This is a genomic window from Maribacter aquimarinus, assembly GCF_047345505.1.
Lineage (GTDB): Bacteria > Bacteroidota > Bacteroidia > Flavobacteriales > Flavobacteriaceae > Maribacter.
On record NZ_JBLFEO010000027.1, the window covers coordinates 25,374 to 39,954 of the forward strand.

12 protein-coding genes are annotated in these 14,581 nt (G+C 52.3%); 9 read left to right on the plus strand and 3 right to left on the minus strand.

Annotation, left to right across the window (positions count from 1 at the left end; all coding sequences use genetic code 11):
- The first annotated feature begins 138 nt into the window (after window positions 1–138).
- The 9 genes from ACKWCC_RS15880 (at window position 139) to xylA (ending at window position 11,855) form a co-directional block, all read left to right on the plus strand.
- Window positions 139–1,041 (plus strand): leucine-rich repeat domain-containing protein, encoded by a 903-nt coding sequence (locus ACKWCC_RS15880; protein ID WP_413996945.1) that lies wholly within the window; start codon window positions 139–141, stop codon window positions 1,039–1,041.
- 469 nt (window positions 1,042–1,510) lie between these two features.
- Window positions 1,511–1,981: a MarR family winged helix-turn-helix transcriptional regulator gene (locus ACKWCC_RS15885; protein WP_413996946.1), complete on the plus strand. Its 471-nt coding sequence runs from the start codon at window positions 1,511–1,513 to the stop codon at window positions 1,979–1,981.
- Between the two features lie 3 nt (window positions 1,982–1,984).
- Window positions 1,985–3,115 (plus strand): efflux RND transporter periplasmic adaptor subunit, encoded by a 1,131-nt coding sequence (locus ACKWCC_RS15890; RefSeq protein ID WP_413996947.1) that lies wholly within the window; start codon window positions 1,985–1,987, stop codon window positions 3,113–3,115.
- Window positions 3,115–6,405, plus strand: a complete 3,291-nt coding sequence (locus ACKWCC_RS15895; RefSeq protein ID WP_413996948.1) for an efflux RND transporter permease subunit — start codon at window positions 3,115–3,117, stop codon at window positions 6,403–6,405. The genes ACKWCC_RS15890 and ACKWCC_RS15895 overlap by 1 nt, the downstream gene beginning before the upstream one ends.
- On the plus strand, window positions 6,398–7,789 hold the full coding sequence (locus tag ACKWCC_RS15900; RefSeq protein WP_413996949.1) for a TolC family protein: 1,392 nt from the start codon (window positions 6,398–6,400) through the stop codon (window positions 7,787–7,789). Before ACKWCC_RS15895 ends, ACKWCC_RS15900 begins: the two co-directional genes overlap by 8 nt.
- Window positions 7,790–7,818: 29 nt before the next feature.
- A complete protein-coding gene (locus tag ACKWCC_RS15905) occupies window positions 7,819–8,493 on the plus strand; it encodes a hypothetical protein (RefSeq protein WP_413996950.1) in 675 nt (224 codons plus the stop codon).
- A 5-nt stretch (window positions 8,494–8,498) separates the two neighbouring features.
- Entirely contained in the window at window positions 8,499–8,681 is a 183-nt protein-coding gene (locus tag ACKWCC_RS15910) for a CPXCG motif-containing cysteine-rich protein (RefSeq protein ID WP_413996951.1), read from the plus strand.
- Between the two features lie 360 nt (window positions 8,682–9,041).
- Window positions 9,042–10,523 (plus strand): xylulokinase, encoded by a 1,482-nt coding sequence (locus ACKWCC_RS15915; protein WP_413996952.1) that lies wholly within the window; start codon window positions 9,042–9,044, stop codon window positions 10,521–10,523.
- Window positions 10,524–10,529: 6 nt separating this feature from the next.
- Window positions 10,530–11,855: a xylose isomerase gene (gene xylA, locus ACKWCC_RS15920; RefSeq protein WP_413996953.1), complete on the plus strand. Its 1,326-nt coding sequence runs from the start codon at window positions 10,530–10,532 to the stop codon at window positions 11,853–11,855.
- A gap of 99 nt (window positions 11,856–11,954) precedes the next feature.
- Here xylA and ACKWCC_RS15925 read toward each other — a convergent pair whose 3' ends face one another.
- The 3 genes from ACKWCC_RS15925 to ACKWCC_RS15935 all read right to left on the minus strand — a co-directional run bounded on the left by ACKWCC_RS15925 (window position 11,955) and on the right by ACKWCC_RS15935 (window position 14,100).
- Window positions 11,955–12,791, minus strand: a complete 837-nt coding sequence (locus tag ACKWCC_RS15925) for a DMT family transporter (RefSeq protein ID WP_413996954.1) — start codon at window positions 12,789–12,791, stop codon at window positions 11,955–11,957.
- 116 nt (window positions 12,792–12,907) lie between these two features.
- A complete protein-coding gene (locus tag ACKWCC_RS15930; protein ID WP_413996955.1) occupies window positions 12,908–13,525 on the minus strand; it encodes a hypothetical protein in 618 nt (205 codons plus the stop codon).
- A 287-nt stretch (window positions 13,526–13,812) separates the two neighbouring features.
- Entirely contained in the window at window positions 13,813–14,100 is a 288-nt protein-coding gene (locus tag ACKWCC_RS15935) for a hypothetical protein (protein ID WP_413996956.1), read from the minus strand.
- Window positions 14,101–14,581: the final 481 nt, after the last annotated feature.

The window sequence follows — 14,581 nt, forward strand, 5'->3', positions numbered from 1 at the left end:
GGTGAAAAGGGGAGCGCTTTGTGCGCTCCTTTTTGTTTTTATGGGTCAAGGTATCATAAAAGGGCAATTTTTTCGTTATTGATAAGTGCAAAAGACGCCCCAAGTCTTGGCAACAATAGTTAACCTAGCCCATTCGTTATGGCCCACAACAATGAACACCCCCTGTTTCCCTTTTTTCTTCTGGCACTTGTTTTCTTTGTGCTCACCGCGCCCATCGCAGCACAACAGGTACCCTTGGCCGAAAAAGAGGCCCTCAAGAACTTTTATCAGGAAACTGCAGGCGGGTCCTGGACCCATAACTGGGACTTGCAGGCCAATGTTGCCTCTTGGCATGGGGTAACGGTGAAGAATGGCCATGTGACCCAATTGGTGCTCCACAATAACGGACTAAAGGGCAAGCTTTCGGAGCATTTGGCCCAACTGGGGCACTTGGAGGTGCTTAACCTGGCCTTTAACGAACTTCACGGGACCATTCCAAAAGACCTCTTTCAGCTGCCCCGTCTCAGGGTGGTGCAACTGGAAATGAACAAGCTCAAGGGCACCTTGCCCAATGACTTTTCACAGTGCAACAGCTTGCGGAAACTCGTGCTCTTCAACAATAAACTGGAAGGGGGCATACCCAACGGAATTGGCGATGCCACCCAACTTCGCGTACTTAACCTATCCAGTAATTACCTCAGTGGATCCCTGCCCCAGGGCCTTGCCAAATTGAAGCACTTGGAACAGTTGGAAGTTTTTGGAAACAAGTTCTCCGGGCAAATAGAGGTAGATTTTTCCCAATTGGAAAATCTTAGGGAAGTGATCATCTCCCACAACGGTTTTGAGGGGGCGCTCCCAGACGGTTTGTTGACCTTGGAAAAGTTACAATTGGTGCACGTACAGGGAAACAATTTTTCTTCCCTGGGAACTTGGGCCATGAGCCCTTCGGCAGGTATCGCTGTTTTTGAGAGTGATGATACCCTGCTCAATTTTCAGCTGAATGAGTTGCGGCAGGGCCGAACAAGAATGGCCACCAACAGCTTTGAGGAAGATAAAAACTAAGTCCACTCACCACTTTCGTTTCTTTTCTTCATCGGTTCCCTTTCTTTTTTAGGGTGCTGTGCCGTGCTGCATGGGCAGGGCCGCGTGGCCTTGGAACTGCACCGCACCGGCGTATGGTGGCCTTTTTTCCATTGCCCTGTGCCCCGGTTCCCAATACGATGCCGGCACGGTACATTGCCCAAAGGCTTCGGGTCAGGAAGGGCTGTCCCCAAAGATGCCGATTAAGCCTCCCCTTGCCGTTTTTTTTCGCCCTGGCAGCAGCAATCCGTCTCTGTGGGCCGGTGCCCGTGGCATACCCTTGGGGAACAGGGCATTGATGTGCAGCGCGTAACATGTTTTCAGGGAATAGCAATGTCTAGGGCAAGGGAGCGGGTTGGAGTGCCAAGCATCCAACCGGGTCAATTTATGAAACTTTTAACATTGGTTGCATATGCAACCAATTTGGTTTTGGTTAGTTTCGCGCCTTCATATGGAGCACTTTAAATCAGATTTTGATTCCTCTTTGGGCCCTTGCCTGGGGCGCACCATAAAAATCGCGGACCAATATGTCCAAGAGGTTTTTGATGCGCATGAGATGGACATTACCAAAGAGCAGATGATTGTTTTAAAGCAGCTTTCCCGGCAAGATGGCATGACCCAGGGCGAACTGGCCGCCCTTATCTTGCGCGACAAATCTTCACTGGCCAGGCTGCTGTCCAAGATGGAGAACAAGGATTATGTGAAGCGGCGCAAGGGCCGTGCGGACAAAAGGAACAAAAGGGTGTTCTTAACGCCCCGGGGGCGGCAGGTGCTGTTGGCCGCGATGCCGGTGCTTGCCAAGATCATGGCCACCATGGAAAAGGGCATTGGGGCAGAACAGAAGGCCCACCTGATCAGTACCTTGGAGAAAATACAGGATAATTTTGCACAAGCGCACAAGAATGCACAACCAATGGAATAAGGGATGAGAAAAGTATTGTTTACAATTTTGGGCTTTGCCTTGATCATTGCGGGCCTGTTTTTGGCCAAGCAGATCATTGACAGCAAAAAGACCTTTAAGCCCAGATCTGAAAAAGTGGTGAAAACCGTGTTCGCCGAAGTGGTGCAGAACCGTACCGTGCCCATAGTGGTGAAGGCCAATGGAAATCTGGAGGCCAAGCAGCGCGTGGAGCTTTTTGCCGAAGTCCAGGGCGTTTTTAAAAATGGCAGCAAGCTCTTCAAGGAAGGACAGTCTTACAGCAAGGGAGAGACCATTATAGACATAGACGCCTCGGAATACGCGGCCAGTGTACGCTCGGCGAAAAGCAACCTGTACAATGAGATCACCTCGATCATGCCGGATCTTAGGTTGGACTATCCGGAGATGTACCCCAAATGGGCCGCATACCTGGAAGGGTTTGATATGGCCAAGAGCACCCCGGCCCTACCGGAAATGAGCTCTGAGAAAGAACGGTTTTTTATCTCTGGCCGCGGTATCCTTACCAGTTACTACAACGTCAAGAATTTGGAACAGCGCCTGGTGAAATACCGCATACCCGCCCCCTTTACGGGGCTGCTCACCGAGGCCCTGGTCACCGAGGGCACCTTGGTGCGGTCTGGCCAAAAGCTGGGGGAATTCATTAGGCCCGGTGTCTATGAACTGGAGGTGTCCGTGAGTAAGACCTACTCGGATCTGTTAAAAGTGGGGGAGTCCGTGGCGTTGACGGATCTGAACGACAACAAGGCCTATCAGGGCAAAGTGACCCGTATCAATGGCCGGGTGGACCAGGCCACACAGACCATAAAGGCGTACATTGAGGTGGCCAACAGCAATTTGCGCGAAGGCATGTACCTGGAGGCCAATCTGGATGCCCGCAACGAGGAGAATGCCATAGAGGTGGATCGAAGTTTGCTCTTGGAAGATAACAAGATCTTTGTGGTGCGGGATTCCGTGCTGGACATGATCAATGTACGCCCCGTGTACTTTTCGGACAAGCGGGTAGTCTTGAAAGACGTCCCGGACGGGGTCACCATTATGGCCAAGCCCCTGATCGGGGCCTACACCGGAATGGCCGTGAAAGTATATGAAGCAGAAACCGACAAGCCCCAAGGATAATGCGCAAACTTATTGAATACTTTATCCGGTACCACGTTGCGGTGAACGTGATCATCATTGCCTTTGTCCTCTTTGGCATAGTGGGGGCCAAGTCCCTGAACTCCTCTTTCTTCCCCCTCACGGATACCAAGATCATCAATGTGGCCATTACCTATCCCGGGGCCTCCCCACAGGAGGTGGAAGAGGGCATTGTCCTTAAGATAGAGGACAACCTCAAGGGCCTTGAGGGGGTGGATCGGGTCACATCCACCTCCAGCGAGAATACGGGCACCATCAATGTGGAGATAGAAAAGGGACGGGACATAGACTTTATGCTCTTGGAGGTAAAGAACGCCGTGGACCGAGTGCCCACCTTTCCCACGGGAATTGAGCCCTTGATCGTCTCCAAACAGGAATCCGTAAGGCAGACCATCTCCTTTGCCATCAGTGGGGAAGACATCCCCTTGGCCACCTTGAAGAGCGTGGGCCGGCAAATTGAGAATGACCTCAGGGCCATTGACGGCATTTCACAGATAGAGATATCCGGATTTCCACAAGAGGAGATAGAGATCGCGGTGAACGAGAACAGCTTGCTGGCCTATGGCGTTACCTTTACCGAAGTGGCCCAGGCCGTGGGCAATGCCAATATCCTGGTCACCGGGGGAAACATCAAGACCGATGCCGAGGAATACCTGATCAGGGCCAACAACCGATCCTATTACGGGCAGGAACTTTCCAATTTGATCGTAAAGGCAGACGTCTCCGGGGGCACGGTGCGGCTCAAGGACGTGGCCGTGGTAAGGGACCGTTTTGCAGAAAACCCCAATGCCACCTACTTTAACGGCAACCTATCGGTGACCACCACCATCACCAGTACCAATACCGAGGACCTCATTGGATCTGCCGAAAACGTAAAGGAGTACATTGAGGACTTTAACCAAAAATACTCCAATGTTACCTTGGATGTGGTTTCCGATCTGAGCACCACCCTGGTGCAACGAACCCAGCTCCTTACGGAAAATGCCATTATGGGAATGATTTTGGTGCTCATTTTCCTGTCCCTTTTCCTGAACACCCGTTTGGCATTTTGGGTGGCATTCGGACTGCCGATCTCGTTTCTGGGCATGTTCATTTTTGCCGGCTTTTTCAGCGTTACCATCAACGTGCTGTCCCTCTTTGGGATGATCATTGTGATCGGTATCCTGGTGGACGATGGCATTGTCATCGCAGAGAACATCTACCAGCATTACGAAAAGGGAAAATCGCCCGTCAGGGCCGCGGTAGATGGTACCATGGAGGTGCTCCCGCCCATCATTTCGGCCATTACCACCACCATTTTGGCCTTTTCCATTTTCCTCTTTTTGGACAGTAGGATCGGGGAGTTCTTTGGCGAGGTGTCCGTGATCGTGATGCTCACCCTGGGCATTTCCCTCATTGAGGCACTGATCATCCTTCCGGCCCACCTGGCCCATTCCAAGGCCTTGCAGCCCCAAAGCGAGAAAACCAAGGAAGGCCTGTTTGCCAAGCTCAGGGGCATCAACGAATGGGGCGATCGTTTTATGGTCTGGAACCGGGACAAGCTCTATGCCCCCACCCTGAAATTCGCCATGCGCTACAAGGTGTTCACCTTTAGCATCTTTGCCCTGGCGCTGATCCTCACCGTGGGTTCCGTGGGCGGAGGCATCATCAGAACGGCCTTTTTCCCCAGAATTGCCAGCGATCGGGTGCAGGTACAGCTCCTGATGCCCAATGGCACCAATGAGCGCATTACCGATTCCATTATCTCCTTGATCGAGGAAAAGTCCCTGATCGTTAACGAGGAGCTCACGGAAAAATATCTATCGGGAACGGACAAGGTCCTCTTCGAGAATACCATTAGGCAACTGGGATCCGGGTCTTCCTCTGCCACCCTGACCATTAACTTATTGCCGGGAGAGGAGCGTCCGGATGCCATTGCTTCCAACCTGATCACCTCCAGACTGGAAGAATTGGTGGGCCCCGTGGTGGGCGTGGAAAGTCTGATCTACGGCTCCGGGGGCAACTTTGGCGGATCCCCCGTCTCCGTGTCGCTCTTGGGCAATAACATCGGTGAGCTCAAGGCGGCCAAAAAGGAATTGAAGGAGATCCTGCAGGACAATTCCAGGTTAAAGGATATTGCGGACAATGATCCCGCGGGCATCAAGGAAATACGGCTTACCCTCAAGGACAAGGCCTATTTGTTGGGGCTGGACCTGAGGACCGTGATGAACCAGGTACGGGCGGGCTTCTTTGGGGTGCAGGCCCAACGCTTTCAGCGCTCCCAGGACGAGATACGGGTGTGGGTGCGCTATGATCGGGAGAACCGTTCCTCCATTTCCAGTTTGGATGACATGCGCATTGTTACCCCCACCGGGGATCGGGTGCCCCTAAAGGAGATAGCCGACTACACCATAGCCCGGGGAGACGTGGCCATAAACCGACTGGAAGGCCGTCGCGAGATCCAGATCTCCGCAGACCTAAGGGACGTAAAGGACAGCCCTACCGATATCATGGCAGAAATACAGAACGTGATCATGCCGGAGATACAGTCCAAATACCCCACCGTGAGCGCCTCCTATGAAGGTCAGAACAGGGAATTGGCCAAGCTCACCGGTTCCTTGAAAGTGGTGGGCCTATCGGTACTGCTGCTCATATACATTGTCATTGCCTTTACCTTCAGGAGCTTTAGCCAGCCCTTGATGCTGCTCCTGCTGGTTCCCTTTAGTTTCATTGCCATTGCCTGGGGCCATTGGATACATGATTTCCCCATCAATGTACTGTCGCTCTTGGGAATCATTGCCCTAATAGGGATCATGGTGAACGATGGCCTGGTGCTCATAGGCAGGTTCAATACCAACCTCAAGGAAGGAATGACCTTCGATGCGGCCCTTTTGGAAGCGGGAAAATCGCGTTTCCGTGCCATATTCCTTACCTCCATAACCACCATAGCGGGCCTTGCACCCTTGTTGTTGGAGACCAGCAGACAGGCCCAATTCTTGAAGCCCATGGCCATCTCCATATCCTATGGCATTGGCATTGCCACGGTGCTTACCCTGTTAATGCTGCCCTTGTTCCTTTCTTTTAGCAACTACCTGAAAATGAACAACCTGTTCCTGGCAAAAGGCCTTAAGGTGCAAAAAGAGTCCGTGGAGCGCGCCATTAAGGAGCAAAATGAAAAAGAACACCTGGAGGGCCTGTTGCAACAGGGCACTGTGGGCAATGGGCAATGGAACGGCCGATCCAACGGAACGGTCCGCAATATTGAAACCGAACAAAAACAATACAATGAGTAGAGTGTTGCTGTTCCCCCTTACGGTACTTATGTGCGGCACGGGCCTGTGGGCCCAAGACAGGCTGTTGTCCAAAAGCGAAGCCTTTGCCCTGGCCCTGGAAAACAATTTTGGCATCCAGGTGGCCAAGAACGATGTGCTCATTGCAGAGAACAACAGCTCCCTGCTAAACAGTGGCTTTTTGCCCAACCTTACCGGAAACGCCGGGGCCAACTACCAACGGGACGACAGTACCTTTGAGTTTCCCGGCCAGTTTGCGCGTGACCCCGATACCGGAGGCCCGTTGTTGGACGATGACGGCAACCCCGTTCCAAGACCCAACACCAGCCTGTACAAGGCAGAGGCACAACGCTACAATGCCGCCCTTACGGCCAACTACACCCTTTTTGATGGCCTGGGCAGATGGTACAACTACAAGCGTCTGAAAGAGCAGTACCAGCTCACCAGTCTGCAGGCAAGGGAAACCATAGAGAACACCATGATACAGATGTTCAGTGTCTATTTTGAGATTGCCAGGCTCACCGAGAACAAAAAGGTGCAGCAACAGGCACTGGAAATTTCCAAGAGACGGATAACCCGATCGGAATACGCCTTTGAGTACGGGCAAAATACCAAATTGGATATTTTAAACGCCCAAGTGGATGTGACCAATGACAGTATTAACCTGCTCAACACCGAACAACAATTGGCCAATGCCAAACGCGATCTTAACGTGGTGTTGGCCCAGAACCTGAATGAGCGCTTTGCCGTGGATACCCTGATCAGCTTTATCCCAAAACTGTTGTTGGAAGATTATGTGGACCAGGCCACCCTGAACAATGTGGCCATCATGCAGACCGAAAGGAACCTGGCCATCAATGCCTATGACATCAAAGTGAGCCGTTCCGGGTACCTGCCCGTTCTGGACCTCAATGGGTTTTATGGGTGGAACTTGAACCAGAACGCACCATCTGCCTTCTTTCCCGGGGTAAACGTGAACAACGACCGTAACTTTGGCCTGGGGGCCCGTCTTACCTGGAACCTTTTTGACGGTGGCGGAACCGCCGTACGGGTAAAAAACGCCAAAATTGCCAAGAAAAACCAAGAACTGCTCAAAAAACAAGTGACCTTGGAAGTGAACCGGGACATAGAAAATGCCCTGGCCATTTATGAGAACAGACTCAAGATCTTTAGGATACAGGAACAGAACGTGCTCACCAACCAAAACAATTTTGAGCGTTCCCGGGAGCAGTTTCAGCTGGGCCGGATCACCTCCATAGAGTTCAGGCAGGCACAGATCAATTTGTTGAACGCGCAGACCAACAAGAACCTGGCCAAGTACGATGCCAAGCTGGCAGAACTGCAATTGCTCCAATTAACGGGGCAGTTATTGAACGTGGCACTGTAGGCAAGGGCCCCAAGGCTAAATTAAAGAGAATGTACAGCGAAAAGACAGACAAGGAACTGCTGGAGATCATGGGCCATTACCACACCCTGACCTTTGAGGCCATGACCCGCCTTCACGGCGAAATGGAACAGCGGAAGATGGTGGTGGACAAAACGCCCTTGACCGCCGCCATCACCGAAAGGAAGCAGCGTATTGAAAATTTGGAACTGCTCCCGGCCATGGGCTTTTTCGCAACGGAGGATGCGGCCGGTGCCCTGGTGGTTAAGCGCACCTTGAAAGCCCAAGTTTGGGATGTCCTGGCCGTATTGGTGGGCCTGGTGGTCTTTTTGGCAGGGGTGTACGGCTGTGCCTCGCTCTTCTCCATGTTCGCCAATGGCGATGAGGTCAACGTTTTCTCCCTGGCCGTGAACCTGGGCATGGCCAGTCTGGTGTATTTGGGCTTTACCATGCTTCAGGGGCTAAAGCGGTTGGTGGACTTTATGGGCTTTAAGATGGTGGCCCAGGCGGGGACCGTAAGCCTGAGCAAACGCTTCGACATGAAATTGGAAAATGTTGCCAAGCCCAGTGAGGCCGTGGGATTGGAGTACCAAGAGGAAACCGTGGCCCTGTACTTGGGAGACCTCCCCGTTTTTAGCGCCAATGCCGGGAACACCCTACAAAAGCTGACCATGGAGGCCTTGGCCGCAAGGTTGCACAAAAGCTGAACCCCATGTACGAGCATTTTTTTCAATGTCCCTATTGCTGGGAAGAAATTTCCATGCTGCTGGATCCTTCCGTGCACCGCCAAACCTACATAGAGGACTGTGAGGTGTGCTGCAATCCCATAGAGCTCTCTCCCGAGTTCATTGACGGTGGGCTCCAGGCCTTCCAGGCCAACGATATTGCCCAATGACCGCTGCCCCTCCCCAGATGGGTCAAGGCCTTGGCATGGCCACTGGCGAGATGCTTTAGGGTGCGCCCCCTTCTTGTTCTGGGCTGGCTTTATCCACCACCAACTCATCCAAAGCTTTTTTTCCGTTCTTTCTGCTTAAGCATCGATAACCGGGAAAAATGGTTTGATTTCCTGGCGCGCCTTGCCCATTGTTTCCGGTACAACTGGAAAAGTGGGCCTATGGCACCGATCACTGAAAAAAATGGGACATAGCCCAGTATTTATTTGATTTATTGGTAACTTTCGCAACTTGTGTTGGGTCACTGCAACAAAGCCCTGGGCATTGTAAATTGTGGTGGTGAACGGGAAAAAGACCAGCGTATGTACTACTTAGGGATCGATGTGGGAAGTTCCTCCGTTAAACTGGCCTTGGTGTCCATGGACACCGGGGCCCAAAAAGCGGTGGTGCAGCAGCCCAAGGAAGAAATGGGGATGCACGCCGCCCAAAAGGGTTGGGCAGAACAGGAACCTTTGGAATGGTGGGAATGTGTCCGCAAGGGAATTGCCGAGCTCATTTCTCAAGAGGACGTGGACCCGGCCATGATAAAGGGCATAGGCATTGCCTACCAGATGCACGGCCTGGTCGTTGTGGATGCATCGGGCACGCCCTTGCGCCCCTCCATTATTTGGTGCGATAGCCGGGCCGTGGAGATAGGAAATGCCGCCCAGAAAGCCATCGGTGCCGCCCGTTGCGATGCGTCCCTCCTAAATGCCCCGGGAAATTTTACGGCTTCAAAATTAAAATGGGTCCAGCAAAACGAGCCGGACCTATACCAAAAGATCCATAAGTTCATGCTACCGGGCGATTTTATTGCCCATCAGCTCAGCGATGAGATGAACACCACCGTTTCCGGTCTGTCCGAAGGGGTGTTCTGGGACTTTAAAAAGGAACGGATATCCGAAGACATCCTAAACGAATACGGCTTTTCCGAAGATTTGTTTCCAGAAGTGGTGCCCACCTTTTCCCAGCAGTGCAAAGTGTCGGAAAAAGGGGCCGCTGCAACGGGCCTGGCGGTGGGCACGCCCATTCTTTACCGGGCAGGCGATCAGCCCAACAACGCCCTCTCGCTCAACGTTTTTGAGCCGGGTGAGGTGGCCTCCACCGGTGGCACCTCCGGTGTGATCTATGCCGTGACCAACACGCTCTCCGTCAAGGAGAGTTCCCGCGTCAATAATTTTGCCCACGTGAACCACGGAAAAAAAGACGCCCCGCGCATTGGCAAGCTCATGTGCGTTAACGGTGCCGGCATATTGTACCGATGGCTGCTGAACAATCTGGATGTGGCCTCTTACCAGGAAATGAACCAACTGGCCGGTTCCGTGCCCATAGGCGCAGCGGGCCTTACCGTGATCCCTTTTGGCAACGGAGCGGAGCGGATGCTGCTCAACCGGGACGTGGGCACCCGCATGGTGCACCTGGACCTGAACCGGCACACCAAGGCACACTTGTGCAGGGCCGCCCTGGAAGGCATTGCCTTTTCCTTTGTGTACGGGATGGAGATCATGAAGTCGGACGGCATCATGCCCAAGGTGATCCGCGCCGGTAATGACAACCTTTACCGCTCAGAGATTTTCTCCCATACGGTGGCCACCCTGCTCCAGGAGCCCATTGAAATATATGACACCACCGGCGCCGTTGGGGCGGCCAGGGCCTGTGCCATAACCCAGAAGGGCTTTGACGCTTTTGGGGCCTATTTGGAGAACGACCATATCATGACCCACCGGCCACAGGCCAACTTGGCAGAGTACAACAAGGCCTATTTAAGGTGGAAGCAAGAACTGAATTTAATCTTAAACAATTGATAGCAAATGGCACTTTTAGGAGACAAGGAATATTTTAAGGGAATTGGGGAGATCAAATTTGAGGGCAAGGAGTCAGACAACCCCCTAGCCTATAAGTTTTACGATCCGGAGCGCGTGGTGGCCGGCAAGACCATGCGCGATCATTTTAAATTTGCCGTGGCCTACTGGCACACCCTCTGTGGTACGGGCGGGGACCCCTTTGGCCCGGGCACCAAGGTGTTTCCGTGGTCCACGGCCAGCGACCCCGACCAAGCGGCCAGGGACAAGGCAGATGCCGCCTTTGAGTTCATTACCAAAATGGGGTTCGATTATTATTGTTTTCACGATTTTGACCTGGTCGATGAGGCCGATAGCCTTGCCGAATCCGAAAAGCGCATTGAGCGCATTGTGGCCTACCTTAAAGAGAAACAGGCTTCTTCTGGCGTGAAGTTGTTGTGGGGCACCAGCAATTGCTTTTCCAACCCGCGCTATATGAACGGGGCCGCCTCCAACCCCAATTTTGATGTCGTGGCCAGGGCGGGTGCCCAGGTAAAGATCGCCTTGGATGCCACCATGGCCCTGGAGGGTGAGAACTATGTTTTCTGGGGCGGTCGTGAAGGCTATATGTCCCTCTTGAACACCAATATGAAATTGGAGCAGGACAATATGGGCCGTTTCCTGAACATGGCCAAGGACTACGCCCGTGGGCAGGGCTTCCAGGGAACCTTCTTCATAGAGCCCAAGCCCATGGAGCCCACCAAGCACCAGTACGATTTTGATGCGGCCACCTCCATCAACTCCATTAGGGAATACGGCCTGCAGGACGACTTTAAACTGAACATTGAGGTGAACCACGCCACCTTGGCCCAGCACACCTTTCAGCATGAACTTCAGGTAGCGGCCAATGCGGGGATGTTGGGCAGTATTGACGCCAACCGGGGCGATTACCAAAATGGCTGGGACACCGATCAGTTCCCCAATAACATCCTGGAGACCACCGAGGCCATGCTCGTGTTCCTGAAATCTGGCGGCCTGCAAGGTGGCGGCATTAATTTTGACGCCAAGACCCGCAGAAACAGCACGGACCTGGAAGATATCTTCCACGCCCACATTGGGGGTGCGGACACCTTTGCCCGTGCCCTGTTGATCGCGGATGCGGTCCTGGAGCATTCGGCCTATGAAGGGCTGTTGCAACAACGTTACGCTTCCTTTGACAACGGAAAGGGTGCCCAGTTCAAAGCCGGGAAGTTGCGCCTTGTGGACCTTTACGAGCACGCGTCCAAAGCGGGCGAGCCGGCACAGATCAGCGGCAAGCAAGAACTGTTCGAGAATATTCTTAACCAGTACAGCTAGCCCCCTGGTCCGCTGAACTTTTTGGCTTGGGCCAGAAGTCCGGGGAACAACGCATGAACCCTAAAATCTGCATTGGGCCAAAACCCGCTGCAGATTTTTTTATCCTTTCTTTTTCCCTATCATCACATTGGCCACCAGCGCCCCAATGATCATGAAGATGCCCAAAAAGGACATCAATGTGTACACATCGCCAAACCAAAACACGCCAATGGATATGCTAAAGACCACCTCAATATATTTTAGGGGCGCCACCAGATTGGTCCTGCCGATCTGGAAGGCCTTGGTCATGAACAGTTGTCCAACAAAACCAAAGAGGCCCAGGGCCAGCAAGAGCCCCCACTCAGCGCCAACGGGGGTGGCCCAGTGAAAGAGGCTGGCCACAGCGCCCACCACGGTGCCCGTGAACATAAAGTAGTTTACAATGACCAACGGATGGTCCCCGCTGCCAATGCGCCGGATGATCACATAGACCAGACCGCTGAACACGGAGGCCGCTACCACAAGGGCCAGGCCGGTGGGGTCCATGCCCCGGTCAAAGCCGCGCAGCACCCATACTCCCGCAAAGGCAACCACGAACAAGGGCCATTGGGCCGCCCGCAATTTCTCGCCCAACAAAAGCACGGCAAAGAGGGTGGCGAAGATGGGGGCTATGTACCTCAGGGAGACCGCCGTGCCCACCGGCAGGTATTTTAGGGACATAAAAAAAAGGCTCATCGCCGTAAGGCCCACCACCGATCGCAAAAGCATCAGTTTTCTGTGGTTGCCCAGCACTGGGATGCCCTTGGCAAAAATATAGCCGGAAGCCAGAAGCAGCGAGCCGGCCGACCTAAAGAAAACCACCTGGAACGTGGGGAAATGGTGAAGCTGTTTTATCAGGGCGTTCATGATGCTGAAAGCCAAGGTGCTCAGCGTCATGTAGAGAACCGCTTTTTTCAAGGGACATGGTTTTTGCAAAGGTAGGGAACCCTTGCCGGGGAAGCTTACCAGAACATCGCGCTTTTGGGCGGGGTGCCGTCAGCGCTTTTTTTCAAGGCCCATTTCCCGTAAAACCATCATTCTCCCAGGGCATCGGGAGACTTGTCCCTGTGAAAAACGGTAAGGAGCAATAAAATACCGATAATGATCAGAAAGGCGATTTCCAGTTTGGAGAGCAGGTTGTTCATGCTCAGGGATTTGTTGGAGAGTTGGGTAAGTTGCCTCCCTTCGGATATCTGCACCTTGGAAAGATCGTCCAGGTTTTCGCTTATCCGCTGTAATTGCACTTTGATCATTCTCAAGGTTTTTGGATCTGCCTCTTGGGCGTAGGCGTCCTCCAAGGTTTTGAGCTCCCCGTAATTCTTCTTGAGATTGTCAAAATAGATGCTTTCCTTTCTGGTGAGTTCCGTGGCCTCAAAATTGGAAATGGCGGTGGCTATGTTGGTATGGGCCTCCGTATCCCTGGCGGTCCAAAGGGACTTTGCCATTAACATTTCCTGGTCGTGGAAAATATTGTTAAGGGTGTAAATGTATTCCTGGGCCATGACACGATCGTCAAAGACCGAGTTAATGGAATGTTCCACTGTGTTGAAATTCCTGTTGTTGAGCCGGTTGGAGGAGAGTACCAAAAAAAAGGCAATGCCCAATATAAAGGTGGCATGTATGCGCTGTCTTAACGTGAACTTTTTTGGCATGATGTTACTTTTTCATTTTTGGGGCAGGGTGCCTTTTTTGGTCAGGCCACCGTTCCTTGGTGCATGTGCCGCCCATTGAGGCGGCCCCATAGTTTTGTAAAATACAAAAAAATGGGATTTTTTGGGTCAAAAATTTTAATTATTGAGGTAGGTCATCGTGGTAAAACAATAATTATCGGTAAAACCTACATTCCACCGCAAGGGTCACGTAAAAAAAATCCGCCCGGTTTGTCTTTTTATCCCCTAGAGTAAAGCGGCCCTGGGATACCGGGCGGAAGTCATCGTTTTTACGAACCCACCAATTTCCCCGATGGCAAGGCCTTGGCCAAATTGGTCCTCAAAGAGGCCACAGTACCAAAGAACCTTGTCCCATCGGCTTTTTTTAAGGTCGCCGTTCTATGGACATCTTTCTTTTTTTCAATGGACGGAACCACTTCGACCGCGTCCGCTACCCGCCCGAAATTGGCAATTCCGCCAGTTTTTGGGATAAGGTTTGGCCTTGGGAAATGCATATGCCGGTAGCCGTGACCGTAAGACGCGCCCATCTTGAGCGCATCGCACACTTTTTTGGACATAATGGCAACATGTTTTTTTCAAGGGAACCAAAAAGTGGGCCACAACCCAACGGGTTGCATTTTTTTAGGTTATTTAGTTGATTTTCATTGTTTTGCATTGGGGGCAAAAGGATTTGTCCGAAAGCTGTCCCGAAGAGGTTTGCCCCGTACGGGTAAAAATGTCGCTATTCAACCCAGATTATGCACTAGTCCCCTGATGAATGGCTTCATAATTTTTCAAAGGATAACTTGGTTGCTTGAGTGTTATATAGTAGACTTTCTTGATGAGGGTGTAAAGCCCAATAAAATCAAGACTTTTGCGATTGAGGCGCCCGCCTGAATGACTCAGTCGGGCAGGCCCGCCCGAATGTGCCCTTCGGTACGGGTGGGTAGCCATCGCTACGTTGAGTGAGCAAAAGTCAGTGCAACGATTGATTTTGAAGGGATTTGCAGCCGTAATAGAATTTCTATTGCTTAATCTGGGTTCAACCTTTTTTTTGCC

Coding starts and splice junctions, on each gene's coding strand:
- ACKWCC_RS15910 (WP_413996951.1), top strand. CDS start 8,499: ATGTACGAGCATTTTTTTCAATGTCCCTATTGCTGGGAAGAAATTTCC.
- ACKWCC_RS15895 (WP_413996948.1), top strand. CDS start 3,115: ATGCGCAAACTTATTGAATACTTTATCCGGTACCACGTTGCGGTGAAC.
- ACKWCC_RS15915 (WP_413996952.1), top strand. CDS start 9,042: ATGTACTACTTAGGGATCGATGTGGGAAGTTCCTCCGTTAAACTGGCC.
- ACKWCC_RS15930 (WP_413996955.1), bottom strand. CDS start 13,525: ATGCCAAAAAAGTTCACGTTAAGACAGCGCATACATGCCACCTTTATA.
- ACKWCC_RS15880 (WP_413996945.1), top strand. CDS start 139: ATGGCCCACAACAATGAACACCCCCTGTTTCCCTTTTTTCTTCTGGCA.
- ACKWCC_RS15890 (WP_413996947.1), top strand. CDS start 1,985: ATGAGAAAAGTATTGTTTACAATTTTGGGCTTTGCCTTGATCATTGCG.
- ACKWCC_RS15900 (WP_413996949.1), top strand. CDS start 6,398: ATGAGTAGAGTGTTGCTGTTCCCCCTTACGGTACTTATGTGCGGCACG.
- ACKWCC_RS15885 (WP_413996946.1), top strand. CDS start 1,511: ATGGAGCACTTTAAATCAGATTTTGATTCCTCTTTGGGCCCTTGCCTG.
- ACKWCC_RS15905 (WP_413996950.1), top strand. CDS start 7,819: ATGTACAGCGAAAAGACAGACAAGGAACTGCTGGAGATCATGGGCCAT.
- xylA (WP_413996953.1), top strand. CDS start 10,530: ATGGCACTTTTAGGAGACAAGGAATATTTTAAGGGAATTGGGGAGATC.
- ACKWCC_RS15935 (WP_413996956.1), bottom strand. CDS start 14,100: ATGTCCAAAAAAGTGTGCGATGCGCTCAAGATGGGCGCGTCTTACGGT.